At 70.8% G+C, this 16,127-nt stretch carries 12 protein-coding genes; 6 read left to right on the plus strand and 6 right to left on the minus strand.

Annotated features, from left to right (window positions below; translation table 11 throughout):
• Positions 1–71: 71 nt before the first annotated feature.
• Both Q9R33_RS07245 and Q9R33_RS07250 read right to left on the minus strand, forming a co-directional pair.
• The gene (locus Q9R33_RS07245) at positions 72–2,318 is read right to left on the minus strand and encodes an LLM class flavin-dependent oxidoreductase (protein WP_311293581.1); all 2,247 of its coding nucleotides are present in this window, start codon (positions 2,316–2,318) and stop codon (positions 72–74) included.
• Between the two features lie 40 nt (positions 2,319–2,358).
• The gene (locus Q9R33_RS07250; RefSeq protein WP_396654073.1) at positions 2,359–2,976 is read right to left on the minus strand and encodes a DNA-3-methyladenine glycosylase I; all 618 of its coding nucleotides are present in this window, start codon (positions 2,974–2,976) and stop codon (positions 2,359–2,361) included.
• Positions 2,977–3,100: 124 nt separating this feature from the next.
• Here Q9R33_RS07250 and Q9R33_RS07255 point away from each other — a divergent pair, with 124 nt between their 5' ends.
• On the plus strand, positions 3,101–3,508 hold the full coding sequence (locus Q9R33_RS07255; RefSeq protein ID WP_311293307.1) for a glucose-6-phosphate dehydrogenase: 408 nt from the start codon (positions 3,101–3,103) through the stop codon (positions 3,506–3,508).
• Between the two features lie 125 nt (positions 3,509–3,633).
• On the opposite strand, the gene Q9R33_RS07260 is transcribed toward Q9R33_RS07255, so the two are convergent.
• The gene (locus Q9R33_RS07260) at positions 3,634–5,739 is read right to left on the minus strand and encodes an acyl-CoA dehydrogenase (protein WP_311293308.1); all 2,106 of its coding nucleotides are present in this window, start codon (positions 5,737–5,739) and stop codon (positions 3,634–3,636) included.
• Between the two features lie 220 nt (positions 5,740–5,959).
• Here Q9R33_RS07260 and Q9R33_RS07265 point away from each other — a divergent pair, with 220 nt between their 5' ends.
• Entirely contained in the window at positions 5,960–6,316 is a 357-nt protein-coding gene (locus Q9R33_RS07265; protein ID WP_311293309.1) for a VOC family protein, read from the plus strand.
• A 25-nt stretch (positions 6,317–6,341) separates the two neighbouring features.
• Positions 6,342–7,166 carry a glycoside hydrolase family 16 protein gene (locus Q9R33_RS07270; protein WP_311293311.1) on the plus strand — a complete coding sequence of 275 codons (825 nt, stop codon included), beginning with the start codon at positions 6,342–6,344 and terminating at the stop codon, positions 7,164–7,166.
• Positions 7,167–7,183: 17 nt separating this feature from the next.
• Here Q9R33_RS07270 and Q9R33_RS07275 read toward each other — a convergent pair whose 3' ends face one another.
• On the minus strand, positions 7,184–8,878 hold the full coding sequence (locus Q9R33_RS07275; protein WP_056364843.1) for a formate--tetrahydrofolate ligase: 1,695 nt from the start codon (positions 8,876–8,878) through the stop codon (positions 7,184–7,186).
• Between the two features lie 198 nt (positions 8,879–9,076).
• On the opposite strand from Q9R33_RS07275, the gene Q9R33_RS07280 reads away from it, so the two are divergent.
• Positions 9,077–10,555 (plus strand): APC family permease, encoded by a 1,479-nt coding sequence (locus Q9R33_RS07280; RefSeq protein ID WP_056364847.1) that lies wholly within the window; start codon positions 9,077–9,079, stop codon positions 10,553–10,555.
• On the plus strand, positions 10,552–11,445 hold the full coding sequence (locus Q9R33_RS07285) for a universal stress protein (protein WP_311293312.1): 894 nt from the start codon (positions 10,552–10,554) through the stop codon (positions 11,443–11,445). Before Q9R33_RS07280 ends, Q9R33_RS07285 begins: the two co-directional genes overlap by 4 nt.
• A 151-nt stretch (positions 11,446–11,596) precedes the next feature.
• On the opposite strand, the gene Q9R33_RS07290 is transcribed toward Q9R33_RS07285, so the two are convergent.
• Positions 11,597–13,393 (minus strand): glycoside hydrolase family 3 N-terminal domain-containing protein, encoded by a 1,797-nt coding sequence (locus Q9R33_RS07290; RefSeq protein WP_311293313.1) that lies wholly within the window; start codon positions 13,391–13,393, stop codon positions 11,597–11,599.
• Positions 13,393–14,694 carry an MFS transporter gene (locus Q9R33_RS07295; RefSeq protein ID WP_056364854.1) on the minus strand — a complete coding sequence of 434 codons (1,302 nt, stop codon included), beginning with the start codon at positions 14,692–14,694 and terminating at the stop codon, positions 13,393–13,395. Before Q9R33_RS07295 ends, Q9R33_RS07290 begins: the two co-directional genes overlap by 1 nt.
• Before the next feature lie 154 nt (positions 14,695–14,848).
• Here Q9R33_RS07295 and Q9R33_RS07300 point away from each other — a divergent pair, with 154 nt between their 5' ends.
• Positions 14,849–16,123, plus strand: a complete 1,275-nt coding sequence (locus Q9R33_RS07300; RefSeq protein ID WP_311293315.1) for a TetR/AcrR family transcriptional regulator — start codon at positions 14,849–14,851, stop codon at positions 16,121–16,123.
• Positions 16,124–16,127: the final 4 nt, after the last annotated feature.

Here is a 16,127-nt window from a genome sequence, read left to right on the forward strand (position 1 = left end):
GGGGCGGAGAATCTGCGCCCCAACGGAAGGAATGCGCCCCAAACCCGCGGGAGGGGGACGGATGCTGCGCCTCAGGCGGCGTCGGAGTCTGCGGGCTCGATCGCGAAGTTGTCGCGGAAGACGCACGTCGGGTCGTAGGTCGCCTTCACGCGGCGCAGCCGGGCAAGCGTCGCAGGCGGGAACGCCTCGGCGATCCGCTCCGGGCGCTCGGACGAGTCGAAGCTCAGGTACATGCCGTCGACGTGGTCCGCGAGCATGCGCCACTGGGCGTCGAGCCGGTCGGGGTGGGATCCGAGCGCGACGACCGAGAAGTTCGCCGACCGGTGCGCGTACGCGGTCGCGTCCTCGGCGACGTCGGCCACCGCCCCGCCGACCGCGCGCAGCTGGAAGAACGGGACGGCGCCGGAGCGCAGCATCCCTTCCGCCGCCGCAGCGAAGGCGGGCGTGACGTGCTCGATGAGGCCCGACCGCGAGTGCGGCTCGCCCGCGCCGTGCTGCGGGCCGAGGTCGGCGTTCGCCATGATCTGCGGGTACGTCGTGAGCTGCACGGACTGCTGCACGAGCGGCGCGAGCTCGGCGAACGGCTGCAGGCGGGCGATGATCGTGTCGGGGTCGTCGGAATCGACGACGCCGTACAACTGGACGACCTGCGGCTGGCCGGGGCGGGGCCCGCCGGTGAGCAGGAACATCGTGAGGTCGCGCGGCGACGACTCGACGATGCGGCCGTAGCCCTCGAGGAAGTCCGCGACGTCGTCCACCTGGAACGCGAGCTGCGCGTAGCCCACCTGGCCGACCTCCTGGGCCTCGAACTCGAAGGCCGTGACGATGCCGACGTTGGCGCCGGCGCCGCGGATCGCCCAGAAGAGATCGGGGTGGGCCGAGGCATCCGTCCGCACGATCGAGCCGTCGGCGAGCACCACCTCGGCGGCACGCAGATGGTCGATGGTGAGGCCGTGCTCGCGAGCGAGCAGGCCGATGCCGCCCGCCGTCGCGAGGCCGCCGACCCCCACGCCGCCGTAGTCGCCCGACGTCAGCGCCCAGCCGTGCTCGCCCAGCGCCGCGGCGACCTGCGCCCAGCGCGCGCCGGGGCCGATGCGCACCAGCCGGCGACCGGCGTCGAGCACCTCGATCTCGTCGAGACGCCGCAGGTCGATCACGATGCCGCCGTCGTTCGTCGACCGGCCGCTGATGCCGTGGCCGCCGCTGCGCACGGCGAGCGGGAGCTCGGGATGCCGCCGCCCGAACGCGAGCGCCTCTGCGACCTGCTCGGGCGACGAGGGCTGCAGCACCAGGCCGGGGCGTCCGCCGCGCATATAGGTGGCGCGCACGTCGCCGTAGCCGAAGTCTCCGGGCTCGATCGCGCGGAGGCCTGCCGGCACATCGTCGTACGCGATGCCGTCACGGCGGGCGGCGAGCGCCGCCGCCGACCGCACCGGCGCGGCGTCGACCCCTCGGGTGCCGCGTTCGGCGGTCACGAGCTCGCGCACGGCGGGGGCGACGTCCTCGCCGAAGCGCTGGAGCAGGTTCGGGTCGTCGGCCGCGATGATGAACGTGCCGATGCCGTCGTCGAGAGCGAGGCGGGCCAGGCGCTCGGCGAACTCCTGCGGATCGGCGGCGAGCTGCCCGATGTTGAGCAGGCGCCGGATCTCGCGCGGGTCGCGGCCGGCCGACTGGGCGGCCTCGTCGATCGCGGCGTTGCCCTTGGCGAGGTCGCCCGGCTGCATGTAGCCGAGCGACGGCAGCCATCCGTCGCCCTTGCGCCCGGTGAGCGCGAGCATGCGCGGCTTGTACGCGCCGATGTGGATCGGGATGTCGTGCGCCGGCCTCGGCCCGCGCTTCGCGCCGTGAACCGCGTGGAACTTCCCGCCCGTGAACACGCCCCGGCGCTCGTCGGTGCGCCACAGCTCGCGGATGAGATCGATCGCCTCACCCAGCGCCGTCACAGCCTGACCCGGCGTGAGCCGCGTGCCGCCCATCGCCTCGATCGCGTCCCAGAAGCCGCCGGCGCCGAGGCCGAGGTCGAACCGCCCGCCCGACAGCAGGTCGATGCTCGCGGCGGCCCGCGCCACGACGGCGGGCGGGCGCAGCGGCACGTTCAGCACGTTGGGCGCGATGCGGATGGTCTCGGTGCGCGCGGCGACGAACGACATGAGCGTCCACGTGTCGAGGAACGCGGGCTGGTACGGGTGGTCCTGGAAGGTGACGAGATCGAGACCGGATGCCTCGGCCACCTGCGACAGCAGCACCGGCGCCTCAGGGCTCGCGGCGGAGGGGGTGATGAAGGCGCCGAATTCGAGCGGGTGTCCGTAATCCACGATCCATTCGAACGCATGGGGTGCGCTCGTTGTTCCTCGGGCGTCAGCCGACGCGCCAGCACCCGTCGACGTGGTCGTCCACCATGCCGGCGGACTGCATGAGCGCGTACATCGTGGTCGGGCCGACGAAGCGGAAGCCGCGTTTGCGCAAGGCCTTGCTCATCGCCTGGGCCTCGGGGGTGATCGCGGGGACTTCGGCAAAGGTCGCCGGTCGCCGATGGGCCACCGGCGCGAAGGACCACATGAACGCATCGAGCTCACCGGGCTCGAGGCCGAGCACCAGCCGCGCGTTGGAGATCGTGGCCTCGATCTTGGCGCGATTGCGGACGATGCCGGCATCCATCATCAATCGTGCGATGTCGTCGTCGCCGAACGCCGCGACCGACTCGGGCGCGAACCCCGCGAACACCTCGCGGAACCGCGGGCGCTTGCGGAGGATCGTGATCCACGACAGCCCTGCCTGGAACCCCTCGAGGCTCATCTTCTCGAAGAGCGCACGGTCGCCGTGCAGCGGCACGCCCCACTCCTCGTCGTGGTAGCGGGCGTATTCGGAGTCGTCGCCGACCCACGCGCAGCGCGCGCGGCCGTCGGCGCCGAGGCGGACGTCAGTGCTCACCCGCGCCAGCCTAGGCTCCCCCGCCGACGTCGGGTCGGGCGGCATCGCCCAGCCAGGCACGACCGGCCGAGTTCAGCCGCCCGACACCCGCTCGATTCCCGGATGGCGCCTGCGTCGCTTACCTTGGAATGTCGGGCTGTTCGGGTCCGCGCAGCTGGGAGGCAGGACCATGAAGATCGTCGCGTCGGCGGATTGGCGGGACTCGGTCCCCTTCGAGAACCCTGTGCTCCTCGCGGACGTGGTCCCGGGCGAGGCGACGCGCTGCTTCACGTGCGGCCCCGACTCCGAGCTGCTGGAGCGCACCGAGCTGTGGGCGTACAAGCACCGGCACCCGAAGAACCACGACGGCTACGTCCGCTTCTACTGCGCGTACCACGTGCCCGCGGCGGCGATCGTGCCGCAGCCGGCGGCGGCCGCGCCGACCGCGCGCGCGAAGTCGTCGTCTCCGCGTCCGGCCACGCAGCGTCGCGTCGCGAAGCCCGTCGTCCCCGAGCGCGTGCGCGCCATGTGCCCGAACTGCTTCATCGAGATCTCCGCGACGGGCGAGTGCGGCAACTGCGGCTGGTCCGCTTCCTGAAGTCGCTCTCGATCCTCAATTGAGGATCGTTGCCGAGATGCGGAGCCGTCGGCGCAGACCAGCCCTCATCCCGGCTCAGCTCCTCATTCGAGGACGCCGGCTCGCACGGTGCGAGCCGCGCGCCGTCACTTCTTCTTGAGCGACTTCTCCGACACCGGCGCCTCGCCCGACGCGGCGAGCGCGCGGTAGTACTCGCGCGCCTCGTCCTGGCGCTTGCGCTCGGCACCCGACGCGATCGGGGCGCGCACGTGCTCGGGCGCGAAGCCGTAGGCGTCGACGAGATCCTGCGCGTGCGGACGCAGCCGCGCCGCGAGACGATCGATGTAGCGGGAGACGGATGCCGCACGCTGGGTCGAGAGCCGGCCGTTGATGATGTACCACGCGAGGTGCTTCTCGATGAGGTGCAGCCCGAACAGGTCGCGCAGCCACGTCAGCACCTGCTTGGTGCCCTCGTCCGAGACACGGTTCACGCCGTCGGTGAAGGCCTCCCACTGCAGCAGCTCGCCGTGTGCGCGGGCCGCTTCGATGAGTTCCGCTTGGTGGCTGTTGAACAGCGCGGCGGCCTCGGCCGGCGACAGCTTGGATGCCGGACGCAGGGCGGCCGCGACATCCGCCACCATCTGCTGCACCCGGCCGGCGAGCAGCTCGTGCTGCTGGTCGGTGCGCAGGCCCAGCTCGATCGAGCGCGCGGTCGAGCCGAAGTCGGTCACCGTCTGGCCGAGCTGGCGCAGGCCCGCGCCGTGGAACACCTTTCCCGCGGTCTGGCCGACGGCGAAGCGGGCCAGCTTCGCAGCATCCGCCCCCTTGAACTGCTTGGCGTAGTCCGACAGGAGTCGCTTGCCGACCAGCTGGAGCAGGACGTTGTTGTCGCCCTCGAAGGTGACGTAGACGTCGAGGTCCTGGTGGAGGCCGACCATGCGGTTCTCGGCGAGGAAGCCGGAGCCGCCGCAGGCCTCGCGGGCCTCCTGGATCGTCGACAGGGCGTTCCATGTCGACAGGGGCTTGAGCGCGGCGGCGAGCGTCTCGAGGTCTTCGCGCTCCTCGGGGGTGTCGGTGCGGCCCGAGAACACGGCGTCGAACTTCTTGAGGAGCTCGTCGTGGCTGAAGAACTGCGCGTAGTTCTGCGCGAGGAGCGGCAGCAGGCGCCGCTGGTGCTTGCCGTAGTCGAGCAGCACGACCTCTTCGGTGCCGGCGCCCGAGTCGAACTGGCGGCGCTGGTTCGCGTACGTGAGCGCGATGTGGAGGGCGAGCGCGGTGCCGGTGGTCGCGGCGCCGTCGAGCGACACGCGGCCCTGCACGAGCGCACCGAGCATCGTGAAGAAGCGGCGGCCGGGCGTCGGGATGTCGGACGTGTACGAGCCGTCGGCAGCGACCTGGCCGTAGCGATCGAGCAGGTTGAAACGCGGGACGCGCACCTGGTCGAACGCGAGCCGGCCGTTGTCGATGCCGTTGAGGCCGCCCTTGACGCCGTCGTCCTCGCTGATGATGCCCGGGAGCATCGCGCCCTCGTCGTCGCGGATCGGCACGAAGAAGCAGTGCACGCCGTAGTTGACGCCGCCCGTGATGAGCTGCGCGAACACCGTCGCGGCCTTGCCGTGCAGCGCGGCGTTGCCGAGGTAGTCCTTGTAGGCGCCCCGGAACGGCGTGTGGATCACGAACTCCTCGGTCTCGGGGTCGTAGGTCGCGGTCGTGCCGATGGCCGCGACATCCGAGCCGTGTCCGGTCTCGGTCATCGCGAACGCGCCCGGGATCGAGAGGTCGGTGATGCCCGGCATCCACTTGTCGTGGTGCTTCTCGGTGCCGAGCTGGAAGACGGCCGAGCCGAACAGGCCCCACTGCACGCCGGACTTGATCTGCAGGCTGGGGTCGGCCAGCACGAGCTCCTGGAAGCCGGCGATGTTCGCCCCGTTGTCGTTGAGTCCGCCGAACTTCTCGGGCATCGCCCGGCGCGAACCGCCGTGCTCGACGAGCAGGTGCAGCTGCGTCAGCACGCGCTCGCGGTGCTCGGGCATCGGCTGCCCTTCGATGCGCCAGAACGCGGGGTCCTTGATCATCTCGCGGGCCTCGCGGCGGGTCTCACCCCACGTCCCGAGGAGCAGGTCGGTGACCGCGGCGATGTCGATACGGGGATCGGATGCCTCGGCCGCGGTGTGCGGAGCGGTCGGGGCTCCCCCGGCGGGCGTGTTCTTGTGGACGGCGGGCTTCTTGGTGCGGACGGCGGCGTCAGCCATGTGCATCACCTCTCGGTGCGACGGGAAGGATCAAGTTCCCTTCGACCGTAGAACTCCGACAACGTCCCCTCAAAGCCTCTGGTGGATGTCCACAAGGTCGGAGCGACACGGGTGACGGATGCGTTGTGCAAGACGCACAGCCAGGGCGCCTCCGGACGCCGTGACGGGGATGCACCGGCAGGACCGCGCGAACGTCCGCGGCGAGGCCTAGGCTCGGGTCATGAGCCCGCCGACGGCGATCACGACCGCGTTCATCCCCGTGCACGATCCGCGAGCGAGCGCGCACTGGTACGCGGATGCGTTCGGCCTCGGCGTCGTCGAAGAGAGCGACGCCTCGAGCGTGCTCGCGGGCTCGCACGGGCAGGTGACGCTGATGGGGCCGAAGAGCGGCATCCATGTCGACCCCGGCCTGCCGTGGGCGACGTGCAACTTCCGCGTCGATGACCTCGCCTCCGTCCACGAGCGCCTCGCGCGGCTCGGAGCGCACCCGACCGACGAGCTCGGCGACCCCGACCGCTGCCTCTTCTTCACCGCGACCGACCCCGACGGGAACACCATCCTCGTCACCGATCGCTGATGACCGGGGCATCAGTCTGCGATCCATGATGAACGAGACCGCCGCCGGAGCTCCGCTCGTCGACATGTCGCCGCTCGACCTCGACGGCCGCGAGCCCGATCTCGACGAGCGGTTCGGCGAGGGGGTGCTCGACGAGAAGGTGTGGTGGCCGCACTACCTGCCGCACTGGTCGTCGCGCGAGCGCACCGCCGCCCGCTACTGCATCGCGCCCGACGCGCTCGAGCTCTTCATCGACGCCGATACCGCGCCATGGTCACCGGAGTTCGACGGCGACAACCGCGTCTCGCACGTGCAGACCGGCCAGTTCGCGGGCGTGCGGGGCAGCGCGATCGGGCAGCACCGCTTCCGCGATGGCCTGGTGGTGCGCGAGGAGCAGCCGGAGCGCCGGCTCCACCTGCCCCGGTTCGGCGTGATCGAAGTCCGCATGGCCGCGGTGCGCCACCCCGACGCGATGGTGGCGTTCTGGCCGATCGGCTTCGAGGACCGCCCCGAGGACTCCGGCGAGATCTGCATCGCCGAGATCTTCGGCAGCGAGATCGACGACGAGGGCGGCTGGGTCGGCGTCGGCATCAAGCGCCAGCACGACCCGCGCCTGCGCGACGACTTCGAGAAAGTCCGTGTCGAGGGCGATCTCACCGCGATGCACGACTACGCCGTCGAGTGGACGCCCGACGCGGTGCGGTTCTTCATCGACCACCGCTGGGTGAAGACCGTGCACCAGGCGATCGACTACCCCGTGCAGCTCATGCTGGATCTCTACGAGCTGCCGCGCGCAGACGGCACCCGCGACCTCACGGCGCTTCCGCACACGTTCCGCGTCGAGCGGGTGCGCACCTTTCCGCCGCTCTGACCGCCGGGTGGCCCGTCTCAGAAGAGCCCGACGATGCGCCCTTCATCATCGACGTCGATGCTGTTCGCGGCGGGGGTCACCGGCAGCCCGGGCATCGTCATGATGTCGCCGCAGATCATCACGACGAACCGCGCGCCCGCGGCGAGGCGCACCTCGCGGATGTCGACGACGTGGCCCGTCGGCGCACCGCGCAGCTTCGGATCGGTCGAGAACGAGTACTGCGTCTTCGCGACGCACACCGGGTACCCGCCGTACCCCTCGTCCTGCAGGCGCTTGATCTGCGCGCGCACGGCGGTCGACGCGGTGATCTCGGACGCTCCGTAGACGCGCGTCGCGATCGCGTTCATCTTGCGCCACAGCGTCGCGTCATCCGGGTACGTGAAGTGCAGCGCTTGCGCGTCCTCCGGTCCCGCGGCACGCTCGTCGCATAGGCGCACGACCTCGCGCGCCAGTTCCTCCGCGCCCGCGCCGCCCTCGGCGAAGTGCTTCGCGACCACGGCCGTGACCCCGACGGACTCGGCGGCCGCGACGAGCGCCGCGGTCTCAGCATCCGTGTCCTCCGCGCGATGGTTGATCGCGACCACCGTCGGGATGCCCCACGTCTCGCGAAGGGTCTTCAGGTGCCGCAGGAGGTTGGCCGTGCCGTGCTCGAGGGCGGCGACGTTCTCGTGCGGGAGGTCCTGGACCTCGACGCCGCCATGGAACTTCATGGCGCGTACGGTCGCGACGACCACCGCCACGTCGGGGCGGAGGCCCGTCGTCCGGCACAGGATGTCGACGAACTTCTCGGCGCCCAGATCGGCGCCGAAGCCGGCCTCGGTGACGACGTAGTCGGCCATCCGCAGCGCGGAATCGGTGGCGAGGTACGAGTTGCAGCCGTGCGCGATGTTCGCGAACGGGCCGCCGTGCACGAACGCCGGGGTGTGCTCGAGCGTCTGGACGAGGTTCGGCGCGAGCGCGTCTCGCAGGATCGCGGCCATGGCCCCGTGCGCCTGCAGGTCGCGGGCGCGGATCGGCGTGCGGTCGCGGGTGTACGCGACGACGATCTCACCGAGCCGCTCCTTGAGATCGGCGAGGTCGGTGGCGAGGCAGAAGATCGCCATCACCTCGCTCGCCACCACGATGTCGAAGCCGTCCTCGCGGGGGTAGCCGTTCGATGGACCGCCGAGGCCGATCACGGCGTCGCGGAGGGCCCGGTCGTTGACGTCGAGCACGCGCCGCCAGGTCACTCGACGCACGTCGATGCCGAGGGCGTTGCCGTGGTGGACGTGGTTGTCGATGAGCGCCGCGAGCAGGTTCGTCGCGATCGCGATGGCCGAGAAGTCGCCCGTGAAATGGAGGTTGATGTCCTCCATCGGCACGACCTGTGCGTACCCGCCGCCCGCGGCGCCGCCCTTCATGCCGAACACCGGCCCGAGGGCCGGCTCGCGCAGGCAGATCATCGCCCGCTCTCCGATGCGGGTGAGCGCGTCGCCGAGGCCCACGGTGGTCGTCGTCTTGCCCTCGCCCGCTGGGGTGGGCGACACGGCGGTCATCAGCACGAGCCGCCCGCGCGGCTTCTCCTGGAGCGTCCGCAGGTGCCGCAGCGACACCTTCGCCTTGAACCGGCCGTACGGTTCGAGCTCCTCGTCAGGGATGCCGAGCCCCTCGGCGATCCGGGTGATCGGCCAGAGTTCGGCCTGCTGTGCGATCTCGATGTTGCTCGTGGCCACGCTCGCTCCCGTTGCGGGCCTCGTCGCCCGCCTCCGTCAGCCTATGCGGGTGGCGCTCACTCGTCGCGGACGCGCACCGACTGACGTCTGTGATCCCAGACGCTGGTCGGGTGTGCGGGCCTATGCCCGATCGGCACCGCGCACCAGACTGGGGGCACTCCGGGCGCTGTGGCCCGGCCACCCCGTGGGGAGTCCGACATGGCCGCACTCGGCGAACAGCTCTTTCGGCGCAAGCCCATCGTCATCCAGCAGAAGCACCACAAGGGCGAGGAGCTCGCCCGGAACATCGGCACCTTCCAGCTCATGATGTTCGGCGTCGGCGCGACCGTCGGCACCGGGATCTTCTTCGTGCTGAGCGAGTCGATCCCCGAGGCGGGCCCCGCGGTGATCATCTCTTTCATCGTCGCCGCGATCTGCGCCGGCCTGTCGGCGCTGTGCTACGCCGAGCTCGCCTCGGCGATCCCCGTGAGCGGCTCCACCTACTCGTACACGTACCACGCGCTGGGCGAGATCTGGGCGGTGATCATCGCGGGCTGCGTGCTGCTCGAGTACGGCGTCGCCGTCTCGGCGGTCGCGGTGGGCTGGAGCGGCTATTTCAACGAACTGCTCGAGAACACGCTCGGATTCCGGCTGCCGGATGCCCTGTCGGTGTCGTTCATCCCCGGATCCGATGGCGCGGCGACCGGCGGCATCATCAACCTGCCCGCCGTCGTCCTCGTGGGCCTGTGCTGCCTGCTCCTCATCCGCGGCGTCGCCGAGTCGGCCACGGTGAACACGATCATGGTGCTGATCAAGCTCGGGGTGCTCGCGCTGTTCATCGTCCTCGGCTTCACCGCGTTCAACGCCGACCACTTCGAGAACTTCTTCGCGTTCGGCGCGGCCGGCATCAGCGCCGCCGCGGCGACCATCTTCTTCTCGTTCATCGGCCTCGACGCCGTCGCGACGGCGGGCGAGGAAGTGCGCAACCCGCAGAAGGCGCTCCCGCAGGCGATCATCGGCGCCCTCATCATCGTCTCGACGGTGTACATCCTGGTCGCCATCGCGGGGCTCGCCGCCGAGCCGGTGGAGTTCTACTCCACCGAGGAGGCCAGTGAGGCGGGCCTCGCCCAGATCCTGGAGAACATCACGGGCAACCCGATCTGGGGCACGATCCTGGCGGCCGGTGCGGTCGTCTCGATCTTCTCCGTGACGCTGGTGACGCTGTACGGCCAGACCCGCATCCTGTTCTCGATCTCTCGCGACGGCCTCGTCCCCCGCCGGTTCCTCAAGGTCAACGCCAAGACGATGACGCCCATCTACAACACGATCGTCGTCTCGGTGATCGTCGCGATCATCGCCGGGTTCGTGCCGTCCGACTATCTGTGGGACACCGTCTCGATCGGCACGCTGGTCGCCTTCAGCGTCGTGGCGCTCGCCGTCATCGTGCTGCGGCGCACGAAGCCCGACCTCGAGCGCCCCTTCCGGGTTCCGCTCTACCCGGTGGTGCCGATCCTCACCATCGCCGCATGCGTCTACATCCTGTCGGGGCTGGCGGCCATCACGTGGGTGATCTTCGGCACCTGGATCGCGATCGTGCTGCTCTACTACTGGTTCTACGGACGCAAGCACGCGACGCTGAACGACTACACCTCGGCGGAGCAGATCGCCGAGCCGATCCATCCCGAGGACGAGACGTGACGTACCTCGTCGGCTACGGACCGCGCGGCGACGATCGGAGCGCGATCGAGCTCGCGTTCCAGTTCGCCCGCTCGCACCCCGAGCCGGTCGTGGCGGTGTCGGTCGTCCCGCAGGGGTGGGGCACGCCGCTCGCCGGCGGCGTCGACCGCGAGTACGAGGAGTGGGCCGCGGGCGAAGGCCGGCTGAGTGCGGAGCTCGCCCTGTCGGACTTCGCCCACCACCCCGGGATCCCCGCCGAGGCGGTGTGGGTCGCCGGCAGATCAGCGCCGGCGACACTGATCGAGCAGGCGGTGGCGCGAGACGCGCGGATGATCGTGGTGGGATCCGCCGAGGAGGCGGAGCCGGGGCGCGTGCGGCTGACCTCGAAGACCGACCGGCTCGTGCATTCCTCGCCCCTGCCGGTGGCCATCGCTCCGCGGAGCTTCCGCACGACGAGCGCCGTCACGAGGGTGACCGTCGGCTTCCGCGATGACGATGCCAGCTGGTCGCTGCTGAACCGCGTCGCGGAGTTCAGCAGACTCGCCTCGGCGCGGATGCGCCTGGTCACGTTCCTCGTGAACCCGTCACGCCGCCCCGTCACCACCGACATCAGCCACGCGCAGACCCAGGTCATCGAGCTGTGGGGCGTGCAGGCCGCCGCCGCGCAGCAGGAGGCGGCAGCGCACCTGAAGACCCTGGGGTTCTCGGACGACGATCTCGAGTACGGCATCGCCGCCGCCGGCGACTGGGGCACGGCGGTGTCGTCGGTCGGCTGGACCGAGGGCGATGTCATGGTGGTGGGCTCGTCGTCGACGCACCGCCTGGCCCAGGTGTTCCTGGGCTCCAGCGCATCGAAGATCCTGCGCAACGCACCCGTGCCGGTCGTGGTCGTGCCCGGCGCCGGCGGGTAGCCCTGCACAGAATCGGAGGCTCTCGGCGACACGCCGGGTCACAGCATCCCGAGCCCGCGTGTCGGGCACAGTCTCCGATTCTGTGCGCGGCGAAACGACAAAAGGGATGCTGCGCCGCGAGGTCGCGGCGCAGCATCCTCGTCTCAGCCGGCTAGAGCGAGAGCCCGTGGCCGAAGCGGAACAGCGGGTCGGCGGTGTCGAAGGGCACGTCGGGTCGCGACGCCTCCACGGCCGCCATCGAGCTCGGCACGTCGAACGGCAGCTTGCCGGTCGCCGGGGATCCGCCGGTCAGGACGTCGAGCAGTGCATCGGCGTTCGCGCCCCAGTTCGCCGTGACCGCGGCCGCGGCATCGACGATCGGGCCGAGGATCGCGGGACGGTCGAGGAACACGTCCACGACCGTCGGCACGACCTCCGACACCGCGCGCACATGGGCGACGACGTCCTCCGGGAAGTCGAGCGACCCGGCGTGGAAGAAGTTCTCGAACATCGAGGCGCGCTGCTCGTAGGGTGCCTGCAGGCGCAGGATCGCCGCATCCGCTTCCTCCGGCGTCTCGACGATCTCGCCGTAGTGAGCCGCCGCCTCGGGCGCGATGCCCTCGACGTAGAGCTTCAGTCCGCGGCGCAGCGGCAGGGCTTGGTCGTTGGACAGCACGGCGATCGAGGCGCGCTGCGCGGCCTCGCCCGCGGCGCGGAACTCCGCCGAGCCGACGATGGCGTCGGCCGCCTCCACGTCCACGTACGGGTTCTCGAACAGGCCCAGCTCGAACTTCTCACGGAGCAGACGGCGGGCGGAGACGTCGAGGCGCTCCTCGCTCACGCGGCCGTCCCGCACGAGGCCGAGGAGCAGCTCCGGGTCGTGCTCCCCGCCGAACTGGTCGGCGCCGGCGTCGAGGATCTTCACCATGCGCTCGGCGGGGGTCAGGTGCTCCACGCCCCACGCGCGGGCGGCGAAGTCCGTGCCCATGATCGGCTGGTCGGTGACCAGGCCCCAGTCGGTGCAGACGATGCCGTCGAAGCCGAAGCGCTCGCGCAGCAGGCCCGTGAGCACGCCCTTGTTGAAGCCGAAGCCGACCTCCTCGTACTCCGTGCCGACCGGCATGCCGTAGTACGGCATGATCTGGCGGCCGCCCGCGGCGAAGATCTCCTCGAACGGCTTGAGGTGCAGCTCGAACTGCCCGCCGGGGTAGACCTGCTCGCGGCCGTAGTCGAAGTGCGGGTCCTCGCCGTCCTTCTGAGGGCCGCCGCCCGGGAAGTGCTTGGTCATCGTGCTCACCGAGCCCGGGCCGAACGCGGAGCCCTGGAAGCCGCGCACGTACGCCGCGCCCAGCTCGCCCGCGAGAGCAGCGTCCTCGCCGAACGTCTGCAGCTGGCGCGCCCACCGCGACTCGGTCGCGAGGTCGACCTGCGGGTGCAGCGCGACGCGGATGCCGACGGCCGTGTACTCCTGGCGCGCGATGTCGCCGAAGCGCTGCACCAGGTCCGCGTCACGCGTGGCCGCGAGGCCGAGCGGCTCGGGCCACTGCGAGAACGGGCCGGCGAACATCGCGGCGCCCGGGTTGTCGCTGAACGAGTGGCGCGGGTCGGTCGAGATCGACACCGGGATGCCCAGGCGAGTGGATGCCGCGAGCTCCTGCAGCTTGTTGTGCCAGGCCGCGATGTGACTGGCCTTGGGCGCGACGCCCAGCAGGTTGAAGTGGTTCATGTGACGGCCGGCCACGTACTCGCGGTTGGACGGGATGCCGAACGCGGAGTCGCCTTCGGACAGCTCGCCGCCCTCGCCCATCACGATCATCGTCTGGAAGAAGAGGCCCGCCTTCTCCTCCACCGTCATCTCGGCGAGGAGCAGCTCGACGCGCTCCTCGACGGGCAGGCTCGCGTCGAGCCAGGGCCGGTCCGATGGGGCAGGGGTCGCCGCATCCGCGATCGTCGTCGTGGTGTCGGTCATCACTTCACTCCCTTGATGCGGTAGACGAGCACGGCGCCGGCGAGGGACACGAGCGCGCCGAAGAGGTAGTACACGGTGTAGCCGCCGAGGGAGGTGGTGGCGCCGAGGGCGATGATGCCCGGGGCGATCGCGGGGGCGATCGACTGCGGCAGCGCATTGGCGATGTTGAGCACGCCGAGGTCCTTCGCGGTGTCGTCGCGGTTGGGCAGCACCTCGGTCGCCAGGGCCAGGTCGACCGACATGAACGAGCCGGCGCCGAAGCCGATGATCGCCTGGGCGACGAGGACGACGGCGATGCTCGGTGCGAACGCGAGGGTCACGAGGCCGACGACCATGATGACGCCGGCGATCGCGACGAACGGGCGGCGCTTGCCGATCTTGTCGGAGAGCACGCCGCCGAGCGGGCCCGAAATGGCCATGGCGACCATCGACGCGAGGTTGGCGATGAGGATCGTGGTGATCGCGGTCTGCTCGTCGAGGCCGAACTTCTCGGTGAGGTAGAAGGGCAGGAACGTCGCGATGCCCGCGTAGCCGAACATCACGAGGAACTTGGTGAGCCAGGTCCAGCCGAAGTCGGGGTGCTTGGCCGGGTTGAAGACGAACGAGCCGAAGAACTGGCCGACCGTGAACTTCTGCGCGGGCTTGTGGTCGAGGCGGCGGTCCTTCAGCACGAGGACGAACAGCACCGCGAGCACGGTGGCGATGGCCGCGGGCACGACGAAGCGGGCGAAGTCGTCCGACAGGAAGTTGACCAGGAACGAGCCGGCGAGGATGCCGAGCGGCGTGGTGAGGCCCACGATGCCCGACACCTTGCCGCGGCCGGTGACCGGCACCTGGTCGGGGAGCGTCGCGTTGGCGGCGGCGAGCACGGCGTTCATCGAGGTCTGCACGAGGCACCACGCGATGAGCACGACCCACACCGACTCCGCGACGCCGATGAGGGCGAAGCCTCCGAGGCCGACGAGCGTGCCGCCGAGGATCCACGGGCGGCGCATGCCGAAGCGGGAGGTCGTGCGGTCGGACAGGCGGCCGGCGAGCGGGTTGGCGATGAGCGCGAACAGCGCGCCGACGCCCATGATGAGCCCGAGGTTGGCGGTGGCGGTGCCTTCGGGCGAGATGTGCTCGACCTTGAAGGCCATCGAGACGAGCACCGGCGTCAGCAGCGCGAGATAGACGCCGAAGTTCACCGCGGCGAGGCCGGGGGTGTAGCCCCGGGGAGTCTTCTCGGGCGTGGTGCCCGGTGCCTTGAAGCCGGTCGTTCCGGCGGCCGCAACCGTCGCGGCGGGCGACATCTCTGTCATCGGAGTCCTTTCTCGGGTGCGACGCGCGTCGACTCCGACGCGCGTCCAGCCACGAGCGTACCTGAAACTCGACCGTTTGGTAACTGAAACTCGACCGCTTGGTAATCGACGAGGATAGGATGGGCGCAGACGAGCGCAGGGAGGCGGTGACGACGTGACGACGACCACCGCACCCGGCGCCGTGCGCACCGCCCGCACCGAGCAGACCCGCGCCGCGATCGTCGCCGCGGCGCACGACGCATTCGTCACCCGGGGATACCGCGCCACGTCGCTGCGTGACATCGCGGCCGCCGCCGGCATCAGCCACCCCGGTCTGCTCCGGCATTTCGCCACGAAGGACGAGCTGCTCGCCGCCGTGGTCGACCTGTTCGAGCGTGACAACGAGACCGAGCTCCTCGAGCGCATGGCGGCTGAGGACCCCGGCACCCTCGCCTACAGCGAGCTCGCGCGGCGCAACGAGACCGTGCCCGGATACCGGGCGCTCTTCGCCGCGCTCACGGGCGAGGCATCCACCCCCCGTCATCCCGCGCACGAGATCATGCGCGACCGGTACGCGCGCCTGCGCCAGCTGTCAACGGACGCCATCGACGAGGCGATCACGCAGGACACCGTCGCGGCGGACCGCGACCCGGGCGGCGAGGCCGTGCGCGTTCCCGCCGCGTGGGACGGCCTCCAGCTGCTCGCACAGTACCTTCCCGAGCGGGTCGACATCGCCGAGACCCTCGAGACGTACGAGGCGTCGCTCGCACTGCCCGTGGGCTGGCGCGACGCCGACGATCCCCCACCCGCCTCGACGGCGGCGCCGGTGCCGCCGATGCCTTCCTTCGCGGCACCGGATGCTGCGCCCTCGGGCTATCGCGTGGGCCGCGAGCGCCGCGCGCTCATCGTCGACGGCGCCACGGCGCTCTTCGCCGAGGAGGGCTACGGCGACACGAGCCTGCGCGACATCGCCGAACGCGTCGGCGTCTCGAAGTCGACGCTGCTGCACTACTTCGGGTCGAAGGAGGCTCTGCTGAGCGCGGTGCTGAGCCACCGCGACCAGCAGATCGAGTCGCGGGCGGACCACGTTCCCGCCGACCGGGCGGTCACGGAGCTGCGCGGCCTCCCCCGCGGCGCCGCCGTCAACGCGGCGACGGCCCCGGGCCTCATCGAGGTCTACGCCGTGCTCTCGTGCGAGGCGGTGCCCGCCGACCATCCCGCGCACGCCTACTTCGAGGAGCGCTTCCGCGGCGTGGTGGACCACTTCGCCGCGCTGTTCCGCGCCGCGCAGGAGGACGGCGATCTCCCCTCTCACCGCGACCCCGAGTTCGAGGCCCTCTGGCTCACCGCGCTCTGGGACGGCCTGCAGTACCAGTGGCTCTACGACCGCTCGTCGGTGGATGTCGCGGCTCAGCTCACGGCGCACCTCGACGACGTACTGCCGCGGTGACCGG

The organism is Microbacterium sp. PRC9 (genome assembly GCF_031844125.1).
In the GTDB taxonomy this organism is placed as follows: domain Bacteria; phylum Actinomycetota; class Actinomycetes; order Actinomycetales; family Microbacteriaceae; genus Microbacterium.